This window comes from Paraburkholderia sp. MM5477-R1 (assembly GCF_050436385.1).
In the GTDB taxonomy this organism is placed as follows: Bacteria; Pseudomonadota; Gammaproteobacteria; order Burkholderiales; family Burkholderiaceae; genus Paraburkholderia; species Paraburkholderia tuberum.
In genome coordinates this window covers 2,188,733-2,201,656 of sequence record NZ_JBNDMC010000006.1, presented here as the reverse complement: position 1 = coordinate 2,201,656, position 12,924 = coordinate 2,188,733, and the positions used below count along the sequence as shown (strand labels likewise).

Annotated in this window: 11 protein-coding genes; 10 read left to right on the top strand and 1 reads right to left on the bottom strand. The window is 66.1% G+C overall.

Annotated features, from left to right (window positions below; genetic code table 11):
* Positions 1–27 precede the first annotated feature (27 nt).
* From OKW35_RS28565 to OKW35_RS28550, 4 genes are all read left to right on the top strand, one after another.
* Positions 28–1,155: a VIT1/CCC1 transporter family protein gene (locus OKW35_RS28565; RefSeq protein WP_184060241.1), complete on the top strand. Its 1,128-nt coding sequence runs from the start codon at positions 28–30 to the stop codon at positions 1,153–1,155.
* A 259-nt stretch (positions 1,156–1,414) separates the two neighbouring features.
* Positions 1,415–2,590 carry a quaternary amine ABC transporter ATP-binding protein gene (locus OKW35_RS28560; RefSeq protein ID WP_429493867.1) on the top strand — a complete coding sequence of 392 codons (1,176 nt, stop codon included), beginning with the start codon at positions 1,415–1,417 and terminating at the stop codon, positions 2,588–2,590.
* Positions 2,583–3,485, top strand: a complete 903-nt coding sequence (gene choW / locus OKW35_RS28555; RefSeq protein WP_184046843.1) for a choline ABC transporter permease subunit — start codon at positions 2,583–2,585, stop codon at positions 3,483–3,485. The genes OKW35_RS28560 and choW overlap by 8 nt, the downstream gene beginning before the upstream one ends.
* Before the next feature lie 20 nt (positions 3,486–3,505).
* On the top strand, positions 3,506–4,498 hold the full coding sequence (locus OKW35_RS28550) for a GlxA family transcriptional regulator (protein ID WP_187611347.1): 993 nt from the start codon (positions 3,506–3,508) through the stop codon (positions 4,496–4,498).
* A gap of 31 nt (positions 4,499–4,529) precedes the next feature.
* Here the strand turns inward: OKW35_RS28550 and OKW35_RS28545 are convergent, their stop codons facing one another.
* Complete coding sequence (locus OKW35_RS28545; RefSeq protein WP_429553778.1) at positions 4,530–5,612, bottom strand: GlxA family transcriptional regulator; 1,083 nt, start codon at positions 5,610–5,612, stop codon at positions 4,530–4,532.
* A 331-nt stretch (positions 5,613–5,943) separates the two neighbouring features.
* Between OKW35_RS28545 and OKW35_RS28540 the strand changes: the two genes are divergently transcribed.
* Genes OKW35_RS28540 through OKW35_RS28515 form a run of 6 tightly spaced genes read left to right on the top strand, consistent with a single transcriptional unit; the run spans position 5,944 to position 12,915 of the window.
* Positions 5,944–7,338: an L-serine ammonia-lyase gene (locus OKW35_RS28540; protein ID WP_429553777.1), complete on the top strand. Its 1,395-nt coding sequence runs from the start codon at positions 5,944–5,946 to the stop codon at positions 7,336–7,338.
* A 39-nt stretch (positions 7,339–7,377) separates the two neighbouring features.
* Positions 7,378–8,622 (top strand): sarcosine oxidase subunit beta family protein, encoded by a 1,245-nt coding sequence (locus OKW35_RS28535; protein ID WP_429553776.1) that lies wholly within the window; start codon positions 7,378–7,380, stop codon positions 8,620–8,622.
* 17 nt (positions 8,623–8,639) lie between these two features.
* Positions 8,640–8,975 carry a sarcosine oxidase subunit delta gene (locus OKW35_RS28530; protein WP_018425086.1) on the top strand — a complete coding sequence of 112 codons (336 nt, stop codon included), beginning with the start codon at positions 8,640–8,642 and terminating at the stop codon, positions 8,973–8,975.
* Positions 8,972–11,974 carry a sarcosine oxidase subunit alpha family protein gene (locus OKW35_RS28525; RefSeq protein ID WP_429553775.1) on the top strand — a complete coding sequence of 1,001 codons (3,003 nt, stop codon included), beginning with the start codon at positions 8,972–8,974 and terminating at the stop codon, positions 11,972–11,974. The genes OKW35_RS28530 and OKW35_RS28525 overlap by 4 nt, the downstream gene beginning before the upstream one ends.
* Positions 11,964–12,620, top strand: a complete 657-nt coding sequence (locus OKW35_RS28520) for a sarcosine oxidase subunit gamma (RefSeq protein ID WP_429553774.1) — start codon at positions 11,964–11,966, stop codon at positions 12,618–12,620. The genes OKW35_RS28525 and OKW35_RS28520 overlap by 11 nt, the downstream gene beginning before the upstream one ends.
* A gap of 31 nt (positions 12,621–12,651) precedes the next feature.
* Positions 12,652–12,915, top strand: a complete 264-nt coding sequence (locus OKW35_RS28515; protein ID WP_018425089.1) for a hypothetical protein — start codon at positions 12,652–12,654, stop codon at positions 12,913–12,915.
* Positions 12,916–12,924 lie beyond the last annotated feature (9 nt).

Here is a 12,924-nt window from a genome sequence, read left to right as displayed (position 1 = left end):
GGCGCCGGGCAGTTGCGAGGCGCGATCATGGCAACGAAACATGAAGTGAAACGCTACAAGGCGAATCTCTCCGACGAACTGCACAGCGCCGCCCTCTATGAGACGCTCGCGCAGGTCGAGAAAGACGAGACCCGCAAGCAGGTCTATCAGGATCTCGCGCAATCCGAACACAGCCACGCGCAAGTGTGGGCCGACAAGCTCAGAGCCAATGGCATCGAACCGAAGGGCCGTGGCCATGCGGTCAAGACGCGTCTGATGAAGGGGCTCGTGCGCGTGTGCGGCGCGGACTTCGTGCTGCCGACGCTCGCCGCAGCCGAATACGCGGACCGCAACAAATATCAAGGCCAACGCGACGCGGGCCACATGTCGGCCGACGAACATCATCACGCGGCCGTCGTGCAGACGCTCGCGAGCACCGGCAATGCCAACCTGTCGTCCGGCGCGCGCATTGCCGCGGCCGAATCGTGGCACAAGGGCGCCGCGTCGGGCAACGATCTGCGCGCGGCGGTTCTCGGCGCGAACGATGGCCTCGTGTCCAACTTCTGCCTGATCATGGGCGTCGCCGGCGCGGGCACCGGCAACAAGGCGATCCTGTTGACCGGCCTCGCCGGGCTGATCGCCGGTGCTTGTTCGATGGCGCTCGGCGAATGGCTGTCGGTCACCAATGCGCGCGAACTCGCGAGCACGCAGATCGCCAAGGAAGCCGAGGAGATCGAAGAACAGCCCGAAGCGGAGGAGCACGAACTCGCGCTGATCTACCGCGCGAAAGGGCTCGACGCGAGCGAGGCGAAACGCGTGGCCTCGCAGATGATGCGCGACAAGGACAAGGCGCTCGACACCCTCACGCGCGAGGAGCTCGGTCTCGATCCGGCGGAACTGGGCGGCAATCCGTGGTCGGCGGCGGGTGTGTCGTTCTGCCTGTTCTCGCTCGGCGCGATTTTCCCGGTGATGCCTTTCCTGTGGACGCGCGGCGTCAGCGCAATCGTGCAGTGTGTCGTGCTGAGCATGCTGGCGCTCGCGTCGATCGGCGTGTTCACGTCGTTGTTCAACGGACGCAGCGCGGGGTTTTCGGCGCTGCGCCAGATCGTCATCGGGCTCATCGCGGCAGGGTTCACGTTCGGCGTCGGGCGCTTGCTGGGCGTGTCGATTTCCTGAACCCGGCGCCTCTCAGGCGCCTCGCGCCCGCCGCCGTCCGGGAGCGCCGCTTGCTATGTCGCGACACGCTCCGCGCGCGGGCCAACCCGCGTCAAGCCTTTCTCCCACAAGGGTTTGCTTGCCGCGCCGAGCGTCCACGGCATGGCCGGGTGTCGCATTTCCTCATGTGGTTGTCGGAATTAGTCGGTTAGCCGCACTTTTTTCTGGCAACTATGTAGGCACAGCGCGGACGGACGTCCGCGAGCGAGGAGAGCACTCGATGAATTCCCCCAAGGTCGTGGTCGAAGGGCTGTGCAAGGTGTTCGGCAGCAACCCGAAACAGGCGCTCGCGATGCTGGCCAGCGGCGCCACGAAAGAAGAGGTGTTTGCCCGCACCGGTCAGATCGTCGGCGTCCACAACGCGTCGTTCGAGGTTCGCGAGGGCGAGATCTTCGTGCTGATGGGCCTGTCCGGCTCGGGCAAGTCGACGCTGATTCGCCTGATCAATCGGCTCGTCGAGCCCAGCGCCGGCAAGGTGCTGATCGACGGCCGCGATGTCGCGAGCGTGCCGCGCGCCGAGCTGACCGCGCTGCGCCGCAAGGACATGAGCATGGTGTTCCAGTCCTTCGCGCTGATGCCGCAGCGCAGCGTGCTGGCCAACGCGGCGTTCGGCCTCGAAGTCGCGGGCGTCGGCCGCAAGGAGCGCGAGGCGCGGGCGCTGACGGTGCTCGAACAGGTCGGCCTTGCACCGTTCGCGCAGAAACTGCCGGCCGAGTTGTCGGGCGGCATGCAGCAGCGCGTCGGGCTCGCGCGCGCGCTCGCGGTCAACCCGTCGCTGATGATCATGGACGAGGCGTTCTCCGCGCTCGATCCGCTCAAGCGCAAGGAGATGCAGAACGTGCTGCTCGATCTGCAACGCGAGCAGCAGCGCACGATCCTGTTCGTGTCGCACGATCTGGAGGAGGCGATGCGCATCGGCACGCGCATCGCGATCATGGAAGGCGGCCGTGTCGTGCAGATCGGCACGCCGCGGGAAATCATCAAGAATCCGGCCGACGACTACGTGCGAGCGTTCTTCGAAGGCATCGACACGAGCCGCTATCTGACGGCCGGCGATCTGATGCAGACCGACGACGTGCCGCTGATGCACGCACCGCAGATCGACGCGTCGAGCGTCGCCGCGACGCTCAACGGCAGCGCCGACTACGCGTTCGTGCTCGATAGCGAGCGCCGGATTCGCGGCTTCGTGTGCCGCGATGCGACAGGCAGCGCGTCGCCGCAGCTCAACCAGATCGAATGCATCCGCCGCAACGCGCCGCTCGACGACGTGGTCGCGCGCGTGGTGGCGAGCCGCGCGCCGCTGCCGGTCGTCGAAGCGGACGGCTCCTACTGCGGTTCGGTCAACAAGACGAACGTGCTGAACGTTCTCACGCGCCATCGAGGTTCTCATGTCTGAAGTCATTCCAGTTGGCGCGTGGGTCGATCACGGCGTTCACTACCTGCTCGATCACGACGCGCAGACCTTCGACACGATCGGCAAGGTCATCGAGAGTTTCGCCGCGGCGGTCGAGCACGGTTTGCAGGCCGTGCCGATGTGGGCGCTGATGGCGTTTTTCGTCGGCATCGGCTTGTGGCGCGTCGGCTGGCGCTTCGCGCTGTTCACGCTGGCGGCGCTGCTGCTGATCTACGGCACCGGCTTCTGGGATCAGATGGTGATCACGCTCGGCCTCACGCTGTCATCGACGGTGATCAGTCTCGTGCTCGGCGTGCCGCTCGGCATCTGGATGGCGAAGAGCCGCGCCGTCGAAATGATCGTGCGCCCGGTGCTCGATCTGATGCAGACGATGCCCGCGTTCGTCTACCTGATCCCGGCCGCGATGCTGTTCGGTCTCGGCCGCGTGCCGGGCATCCTGTCGACGGTGATCTTCGCGATGCCGCCCGCGGTGCGTCTGACCGCGCTCGGCATCAAGCACGTGAATCGCGAAATCGTCGAAGCGGGACAGGCGTTCGGCTGCACGCCGTGGCAACTGCTGTACAAGGTGCAGTTTCCGAACGCGCTGCCGTCGATCATGACCGGCGTGAACCAGACCATCATGATGGCGCTGTCGATGGTGATCATCGCGTCGATGGTCGGTGCGGGCGGCCTCGGTAACGACGTGCTCGCGAGCATCCAGCGGCTCGATATCGGACTCGGCTTCGAAAGCGGGATGTCGGTCGTGATGCTGGCGATCATTCTGGACCGCATCACCGAGAGCTTCGGCCGGGCGCCGGGCAAGGTACGCGCGCCCCTGTTCGCCGGTTTGCGCAATGCGATGAAAGTGCGCCGCGAGCCGGCGGCGCAACACGGTTGATGGCCTGATTCGATACGTCCATGAAGCGCGACGCAATCGCCTCCGCCGAAGCCGATGCGCGGCTGTGCGCCGTCGCGCATGTCGGCTTCCTGACGCTGCCGAACTTCTCGATGATCGCGTTCACGAGCGCGGTCGAGGTGCTGCGCATGGCGAACTACGTGGGCCGCGCGCAGCACTACCGGTGGTCGGTGATCACGCCGGACGGCGAGCCGGCGCGCGCGAGCAACGGCATCACGGTGAAACCGACCACCACGCTCGCCGAGGCCGGCATGCCGGACCTGCTGTTCGTGTGCGCGGGCTGGCACGTGCGCGAGTATGTGAACGACGCGGTGATCGCGCTGCTGCGCGAGGCGGCCGCGCACCGCGTGCCGCTCGGCGGCATCTGCACGGGTCCGTATGCGCTGCTCGCGGCCGGGCTGCTCGACGGCTATCGCGCGACCGTGCATTGGGAGGACATGTCGCCGTTGCACCAGCGCTATCCGCATGTGCATTTCGACGACGAACTGTTCGTGATCGACCGCGACCGGCTGACCTGCACCGGCGGAACCGCGCCGCTCGATCTGATGCTGCATCTGGTGGGCATGCGGCTGGGGGCCTCGGTGGCCGCGCAGGTGTCCGAGCAATTCATCGTCGAGCGGATTCGCGGCTCGACCGATTACCAGCACATTCCGGTCGACGCGCGGGTCGGCCTGTCGCGCACCGAACTGATCGAAGTGGTGCGGCTGATGGAAGCGAACATCGAGGAGCCGCTATCGCTCGACGAACTCGCCCGGCTCGTCAACCTGTCGCAGCGTCATTTGCAACGGATGTTCAAGCTATTCCTGAACGTGTCGCCGACGCATTACTACCTGAGCTTGCGGCTGCGCCGCGCGCGCGATCTGCTGCGCAATACCGATGCGTCGATCGCGCGCGTGACCACGGTGTGCGGTTTTCATTCTCCGTGCCATTTCAGCAAGGCCTATCGCGCGCAGTTCGGGCATGCGCCGAGCGTCGAGCGGCGCATGCCGGAGTAGCGGGTGCCGCGGCCTCGCATGCCGCGCGGATTCAGATCGCCTGCGCGCGGCCCGGAAACGTTTCGTCGTAGCACGAGCCGTCGTCGGCTTGCTCCGCCGTGCCGCGCTGTTCGCGATACATCATCGGCGGCACGCCGAACTGTTTGCGAAATTCCCGTCCCAGGTGCGAGGCGTCCGAAAAGCCGCAGCTCGACGCGATATCGGCGACGGTTTTGTCTGAGCTCGTCAACAACCACGCGGCGGTGCGCAGGCGCACCTGCTTCGCGTAGGCCTGCGGCGCCTTGCCGGTCTGCGCCTTGAACAGCCGTTCGAGCTGACGCGGCGACAGATCGAGCTTGCCCGCCAGTTCGTCGAGCGGCAGCGCGCGGCCCACGTGCTGCTCCATCAGCAGGATCGCGCGCTTGACCTTTGGATGCGAGGCCGGCGCGAGACCGGGGGGATGAGGCTGCGGCGCGTTGCCTTTCTGCAGGTCGTCGACGAGCAGGATGCGCAGCGCCTTCTGCACCGTGGCGGTTTCGAAATGACGCAGCAGGATCGCGGCGGCGACGTCGATCGACGCGCGGCCGCCGGAACAGGTGATGCGCCGCCGGTCGATCACGAACAGCCGGTCGGCGACCAGCATCTGTTCGTCGACCGACGGAAAGCGCTCGATGAAATCCCAGTAGTGAAACCAGCTCACGCAGATCCGATGGCCGTCGAGCACGCCCGCGCGCATCAGCGAGAACACGCCGGTGCACATGCCGACCAGCGTCGCGTCGCGGGCGGCGGCGCGGCGGATGAACGCGAGCGTCGCCTCGCTCGCGGCCGGCCCCGAGTGCAGCAGTCCGCCGACCACCACCACGTAGTCGAACTTCCCGGCGGTCTCGAAGGTTTCCCACGGCGTGATCTGGATGCCGCAACTCGCGCGCACCGGAGCCAGGGTTTCCCCGATCACGCTCCACGAACAGCGCGCCGGCTTGCTGAAGTCGCCTTCGTCGGCGGACAGGCGCAGCAGGTCGACGAAACCCGCGAATGCGGTCAGCGTGAAGTTCGGCAGCAGGATGATGCCGAAGCGGATGCGCTGCTTCGCGGCCGTGTCGAGTGAGGGAGGGGCAAGCGTTTCAGCGGAATTCATGCGCGCGGCGGGTCGGTGAAAAGAACGGCGAAAGAGGAACGAACGTTGACCGAAACGGTGAAGCGAGGATAGCACCACGGACCTTCAGCATTGCCGGCCGCAATCGGGCCGCCTGTCGCAAATGCGTCCCAAGTCATCGCAAATGCGCCGGAAGACCCGCCTGGCGGTTCACCTGACGACGCCATCCCATTGCGATGCCGTTTTTATTCTATCGATCCGGCCCGGCGTGCGGTGCAATAGACGCACATTCCGTCCGGGCGCATGAGTCGAGTCGAAGCGCTTCCGGTCATCGCAACACGCAACACGCAAGACACAACGCACAAGGCACGCCATGAACGTCAGCGTCTTCGATCTGTTCAAGATCGGCATCGGTCCATCCAGCTCGCACACGGTCGGGCCGATGATCGCCGCATGCCGCTTCGCATCGCACATCGAGGACGCGAATCTGCTCGGCTTCGTGCGGCGCATCAGAGCCGAGCTGTTCGGCTCGCTCGGCGCGACCGGCAAGGGCCACGGCACCGACAAGGCGGTGCTGCTCGGCCTCGAAGGCAATCTGCCCGACCGGCTCGATCCTGAGCTGATCGAGCCGCGGCTGCGCGCGATCCGCGAGACCCGCCAGCTCGTGCTGCTCGGCAAGCATCCGGTCGCGTTCGACGAGCGCGAACATGTCGGCTTCTTGCGCAAGCTGATGCCGGGCGCGCCGGGCTCGGGCGTCGTGCATCCGAACGGCATGCGCTTCCAGGCCTTCGACGAGAACGGTCAACTGCTCGTCGAAAAAGAGTACTTCTCGATCGGCGGCGGCTTCGTCGTCAATCGCGACGGCGACCGCGTGAACGGCCGGCGCGCCAACGCGGAGGTGCCGTATCCGTTTCGCACCGGCGCCGATCTGATGCGCGTGTGCCGCGAAAGCGGCCTGTCCATCGCCGAAGTGACATTGCGCAACGAATGCGCGACCCGGCCCGAGCACGAAGTGCGCGAGGGGCTGCTGGCGATCTGGCGCACGATGGCCGCATGTGTCGAGCGCGGTTGCAAGGCGCGCGGCGAGTTGCCCGGCCCGATGAACGTGAAGCGTCGCGCGGCCGAGCTGTGCGAGCGCTTGCGCGCACACTCGGAGGAATCGCTGCGCGACCCGCTGTCGATGCTCGACTGGGTCAACCTGTACGCGATGGCCGTCAACGAGGAGAACGCCGCGGGCGGCCGGGTCGTCACCGCGCCGACCAATGGCGCGGCCGGCGTGATCCCGGCAGTGCTGCACTACTACGTGAAATTCATGCATGCGGCGAACGACGCCGGCATCGTCGACTTCCTGCTGACCGCCGCGGCGATCGGCATCATCTACAAGGAAACGGCGTCGATCTCCGGCGCCGAGGTGGGCTGCCAGGGCGAAGTGGGCGTGGCCTGCTCGATGGCCGCCGCCGCGCTCGCGGCCGTGATGGGCGGCACGCCCACCCAGGTCGAGAACGCCGCCGAAATCGGCATGGAACACAACCTCGGCATGACGTGCGATCCGGTCGGCGGGCTGGTGCAGATTCCGTGCATCGAGCGCAACGCGATGGGCGCGATCAAGGCGATCAACGCGGCCCGCCTCGCGATGAAGGGCGACGGCAAGCACGTGGTGTCGCTCGACAGTGTGATCCGCACCATGCGCGAAACCGGCGCCGACATGAAGACGAAATACAAGGAGACGTCGCGCGGCGGACTGGCCGTGAACGTCATCGAGTGTTGAACCGCTACACCGCATCTGCAAAACCGCAAAGGACCGACGATGAGCCGCTATTCGATATTCAGCCTGCTACGCAACGGGATGTCGTATCACGAGAACTGGGAGCGGCAATGGCGCAGCCCCGAGCCTAAACGTGAATACGACGTCGTGATCGTCGGCGGCGGCGGGCACGGTCTCGCGACCGCGTACTACCTCGCGAAGGAGCATGGCGTGCGCAATGTCGCGGTGCTCGAGAAGGGCTGGATCGGCGGCGGCAACACCGCGCGCAATACGACGATCGTGCGGTCGAACTACCTGTGGGACGAATCCGCCGCGCTCTACGAGAAGGCGATGAAGCTGTGGGAAGGGCTCGCGCAGGATCTGAACTACAACGTGATGTTCAGCCAGCGCGGCGTGATGAATCTCGCGCATACGCTGCAGGACGTGCGCGACACCGAACGCCGCGTCAACGCGAACCGCCTGAACGGCGTCGACGCCGAATTTCTCACGCCCGCGCAGATCAAGGAACTCGAGCCGACCATCAATCTGAACAGCCGCTACCCGGTGCTCGGCGCATCGATCCAGCGGCGCGGCGGCGTGGCGCGGCACGATGCGGTGGCGTGGGGCTTCGCGCGCGGCGCCGATCAGGCCGGCGTCGATATCGTGCAGAACTGCCAGGTCGTCGGCATTCGCCGCGACGGCAGCCAGGTGACGGGCGTCGACACGACGAAAGGTTTCATCAAGGCGAAGAAGGTCGCGGTGGTCGCGGCCGGCAACACGTCGACGCTCGCCGACATGGCCGGCGTGCGACTGCCGCTCGAAAGCCATCCGTTGCAGGCGCTGGTGTCGGAGCCGATCAAGCCGGTCGTCAACACGGTCGTGATGTCGAATGCGGTCCACGCGTATATCAGCCAGTCCGACAAGGGCGATCTCGTGATCGGCGCGGGCGTCGATCAGTACACGGGCTTTGGGCAGCGCGGCAGCTTCCAGATCATCGAGGGCACGCTCGAGGCGATCGTCGAGATGTTCCCGGTGTTTTCCCGCGTGCGGATGAACCGGCAGTGGGGCGGCATCGTCGATGTGTCGCCGGACGCGTGCCCGATCATCAGCAAGACCGATGTGAAGGGACTGTATTTCAACTGCGGCTGGGGGACGGGCGGCTTCAAGGCGACGCCCGGCTCGGGATGGGTCTTTGCGCACACGATCGCGAAGGACGAACCCCATCCGTTGAACGCGCCGTTTTCGCTGGACCGGTTCTATACCGGTCATCTGATCGATGAGCATGGCGCTGCCGCCGTGGCCCACTAGTCGACAAGGAGACACAGATGCTGCTGATCGAATGCCCCTGGTGCGGTCCCCGCGCCGAAACCGAATTCTCGTGCGGCGGCGAGGCGGACATCGCCCGCCCGCTCGACACGGACAAGCTCACCGACAAGGAATGGGGCGACTACCTTTTCATGCGCAAGAACCCGCGCGGCGTGCATCGCGAGCAATGGTTCCACACGCAGGGCTGCCGCCGCTGGTTCAAGGCGCAGCGCGACACCGTCAGCTATGCGTTCCAGGGCTATCAGACGTTCGAGCGTCCGTTGCTGGCGCTGGACAGTACCGATACACAGGCAGCAAACGCACAGGTAAAGGCACAAGAGGGCAAAGCATCATGAGCCAGAAAGACCGACTCCCGACCGGCGGGCGCATCAATCGCGCGATCGCGCTGAGCTTCACGTTCAACGGCGTCGAGTATCAGGGTTATCAAGGCGACACGCTCGCGTCCGCATTGCTCGCGAACGGCATGCATTTCGTCGCGCGCAGCTGGAAATATCATCGGCCGCGCGGCATCGTGACCGCGGGCGTCGAGGAGCCGAACGCGGTCGTGCAACTGGAGACCGGCGCCTACACGGTGCCGAACGCGCGGGCCACCGAGGTCGAGTTGTACCAGGGGCTCGTCGCGAGCAGCGTGAACGCGAAACCGAGCATCGAGAAGGACCGCATGGCGATCAACCAGAAGATCGCGCGCTTCATTCCGGCGGGCTTCTACTACAAGACCTTCATGTGGCCGCGCAAACTCTGGCCGAAGTACGAGGAAGCGATTCGCGACGCGGCCGGCCTCGGCACCGCGCCGCGACAGCGCGACGCGGACCGCTACGACAAGTGCTTCGCGCATTGCGACGTGCTGGTGGTCGGCGGCGGCCCGACCGGGCTCGCGGCCGCGCACGCGGCGGCCTTGTCCGGCGCGCGCGTGACGCTCGTCGACGATCAGCCCGAGCTGGGCGGCTCGCTGCTGTCCTGCGGCGCGGAGATCGACGGCAAGCCCGCGCTGCGGTGGGTGCAGAAAATCGAGGACGAATTGCGGCAGTTGCCCGATGTGAAGATCCTGAGCCGCAGCACCGCGTTCGGCTATCAGGACCACAATCTCGTCACGGTCACCCAGCGCCTGACCGATCATCTGCCCGTGTCGCAGCGCAAGGGCACGCGCGAACTGCTGTGGAAGATCCGCGCGAAACGCGTGATTCTCGCGACCGGCGCACATGAACGGCCGATCGTGTTCGGCAACAACGATCTGCCTGGCGTGATGCTCGCGTCGGCGGTGTCGAGCTATCTGCATCGGTATGCGGTACTGCCGGGTCGCAATGCGATCGTGTTCACGAACAACGACGACGGCTATCAATGCGCGCTCGACCTGAAGGCGGCCGGCGCGCAGGTGAGCGTCATCGATCCGCGCGCGGGCGAATCGAAGGGCACGCTGCCCGCGCTTGCGCGCCGCCATGGCATCAAGGTGCTGAACGGCACGGTCGCCACGGCGGCGCATGGCAAGCTGCGCGTCGCGTCGGTGTCGCTCGCTTCGTATGCGAAAGGGCAAATCACCGCTCAGCAGGGCCAACTGCCGTGCGATCTGCTCGCGATGTCGGGTGGCTGGAGCCCCGTGCTGCATCTGTTCGCGCAGTCGGGCGGCAAAGCCCATTGGCACGACGACAAGGCCTGCTTCGTGCCGGGCAAGGCGGTCCAGCCTGAGACCAGCGTCGGCGCCTGCGCGGGCGACTTCACGCTCGGCCAGGGCATTCGCTTCGCGCTCGACGCCGGCGTCGAAGCGGCGCGCGCGGCCGGGCACATCGTCACGCGGCCAAAGCCGGTGCAGGTCGCCGAACTGAGCGAAACGAAGCTGGAACCGCTGTGGCTCGTCGGCGGACGCGAGTTGGCCACGCGCGGGCCCAAGCAGTTCGTCGATCTCCAGAACGACGTCGCGGCGGCCGATATCTTCCTCGCGGCGCGCGAAGGCTTCGAATCCGTCGAACACGTGAAGCGCTACACCGCGATGGGCTTCGGCACCGACCAGGGCAAGCTCGGCAACATCAACGGCATGGCGATTCTCGCCCAGGCGCTCGGTAAGACCATTCCCGAGACTGGCACGACGACGTTCCGGCCGAACTACACGCCGGTCACGTTCGGCACTTTCGCCGGCCGGGAATTGGGCGAATTGCTCGATCCGGTGCGCAAGACGGCGGTACACGAATGGCACGTGGAACACGGCGCGGCGTTCGAGGACGTCGGCAACTGGAAGCGTCCGTGGTATTACCCGAAAGCGGGCGAGGATCTGCACGCGGCGGTTGCGCGCGAAGCGCTCGCGGTGCGCACAAGCGTCGGCATTCTCGATGCGTCGACGCTAGGCAAGATCGATATTCAGGGCCCCGATTCCGCGGAACTGTTGAACTGGGTGTACACGAATCCGTGGACCAAGCTCGAAGTCGGCAAGTGCCGCTACGGCCTGATGCTCGACGAAAACGGCATGATCTTCGACGACGGCGTGACCGTGCGCCTCGCCGAGCAGCACTACATGATGACGACCACCACCGGCGGCGCGGCGCGTGTGCTCGCGTGGCTCGAACGCTGGCTGCAAACCGAATGGCCCGACCTGCGCGTGCGGCTCGCGTCGGTCACCGATCACTGGGCAACTTTTGCGGTAGTCGGCCCGATGAGCCGCAAGGTGCTGCAAAAGGTCTGCGACGACATCGACTTCGCGAACGCGGCGTTTCCGTTCATGACGTATCGTGAAGGCACCGTCGCGGGCGCGGCGGCGCGCGTGATGCGCATCAGTTTCTCGGGCGAACTCGCGTATGAGGTGAACGTGCCGGCCAACGTCGGACGCGCGGTGTGGGCAGCGTTGATGGCCGCGGGCGCGGAGTTCAACATCACGCCGTACGGCACCGAGACGATGCACGTGCTGCGCGCGGAGAAGGGCTATATCATCGTCGGCCAGGATACGGACGGCTCGATGACGCCGCACGACCTCGGCATGGGCGGGCTCGTCGCGAAGTCGAAGGACTTTCTCGGCAAGCGCTCGCTCGCCCGCTCGGACACCGCGAAGGCGGGACGTAAGCAACTGGTCGGGCTGCTCGCGGAAGATGCGTCGTTCGTGATACCCGAGGGCTCGCAGATCGTCGCCGGTCCGTTCCAGGGCGACACCGCGCCGATGCTCGGGCACGTCACGTCGAGCTATTACAGCCCGATTCTGCAACGCTCGATCGCGATGGCGGTCGTCAAGGGCGGTCTCGACAAGATCGGCACGACCGTCACGATTCCACTCGCGAGCGGCAAACAGATCGCGGCGAAGATCGCGAGTCCGGTGTTCTACGACAGCGAAGGAGCACGTCAACATGTGGAATGAAACTGGCGGAACGGTGTCCATCGTGGACCGCACGCTCGGGCGGCAAAACGGCGCGTGGCAGGAGTCGCCGCTGGTCGGTGTGGATGGGCTGCTGAAACAGCATCAGGCCAACGCGAGTGCCGCGTTCCGGCTCGGCGAGCGGCCATTTCTCGAACTCGTGAACGTGCGCGGCGATACGCGCGACGCGGCGTTCATTCGCGCGGTGGAACAGGTGATCGGCTGCAAGCCGCCGGAGAAGCCGAACACCGTCGCGCGCGGCAACGGCTACGACATGGTCTGGCTCGGCCCGGACGAATGGCTCGTGCGTTCGGAGACCGCGCACGATGCGACGCGCACGGCGCCGTTGCAGGCGAAGCTCGGCGCGGCGTTCGCGGGCGTGTTCGCATCGGCGGTCGATGTGGGCAGCGGCTATACGGTGCTTGAAATCACCGGCACGCGGACGCGCGACGTGCTCGCGCGCGGCTGTCCGCTCGACCTGCATCCCAAACTTTTCGGCCTGGGGCAGTGCGCGCAGAGCCACTATTTCAAGGCGTCGATCACGTTGCTGCCCACGGGCGCCGACAGTTTCGACATCGTCGTGCGTCGCAGCTTCGCGGATTACTTCGTCAGGATCATGCTCGACGCCGCCGAGCCGTTGATGTGCTGAGCGACGCGCGGTTCGCTTTGCCGATTTCGCCATGACGTCGGCACGCGCGGCCACCTCGCTTCTCACGGCACGCGCGTGCGATGAGCGCGATGCCGGCGCCGCGCTCGCGCTGCTCGATCAAAGTATCGCGCTGCGTCATCGGCGCATTGCGCTGATCCGCTATCTACTCGCGCGGGAGCTCGGTGCGCCGCTCGAAGCGCGGCATCATGCGTACGTCGAGAAAATCGCGGCTCGTCTGAGCGCGGATGCGCTCGCGCGGATCGCCGGCGCAGCGCGTGCGCGGCTGCGCCCGTAAGTCCACGCC

What these genes read in the sequence shown, in the direction of transcription:
- OKW35_RS28550 (WP_187611347.1), top strand. Translation starts at nt 3,506, where the DNA reads ATGAAGCGCGACGCAATCGCCTCCGCCGAAGCCGATGCGCGGCTGTGC.
- OKW35_RS28520 (WP_429553774.1), top strand. Translation starts at nt 11,964, where the DNA reads ATGTGGAATGAAACTGGCGGAACGGTGTCCATCGTGGACCGCACGCTC.
- OKW35_RS28530 (WP_018425086.1), top strand. Translation starts at nt 8,640, where the DNA reads ATGCTGCTGATCGAATGCCCCTGGTGCGGTCCCCGCGCCGAAACCGAA.
- OKW35_RS28515 (WP_018425089.1), top strand. Translation starts at nt 12,652, where the DNA reads ATGACGTCGGCACGCGCGGCCACCTCGCTTCTCACGGCACGCGCGTGC.
- choW (WP_184046843.1), top strand. Translation starts at nt 2,583, where the DNA reads ATGTCTGAAGTCATTCCAGTTGGCGCGTGGGTCGATCACGGCGTTCAC.
- OKW35_RS28525 (WP_429553775.1), top strand. Translation starts at nt 8,972, where the DNA reads ATGAGCCAGAAAGACCGACTCCCGACCGGCGGGCGCATCAATCGCGCG.
- OKW35_RS28565 (WP_184060241.1), top strand. Translation starts at nt 28, where the DNA reads ATGGCAACGAAACATGAAGTGAAACGCTACAAGGCGAATCTCTCCGAC.
- OKW35_RS28540 (WP_429553777.1), top strand. Translation starts at nt 5,944, where the DNA reads ATGAACGTCAGCGTCTTCGATCTGTTCAAGATCGGCATCGGTCCATCC.
- OKW35_RS28535 (WP_429553776.1), top strand. Translation starts at nt 7,378, where the DNA reads ATGAGCCGCTATTCGATATTCAGCCTGCTACGCAACGGGATGTCGTAT.
- OKW35_RS28560 (WP_429493867.1), top strand. Translation starts at nt 1,415, where the DNA reads ATGAATTCCCCCAAGGTCGTGGTCGAAGGGCTGTGCAAGGTGTTCGGC.
- OKW35_RS28545 (WP_429553778.1), bottom strand. Translation starts at nt 5,612, where the DNA reads ATGAATTCCGCTGAAACGCTTGCCCCTCCCTCACTCGACACGGCCGCG.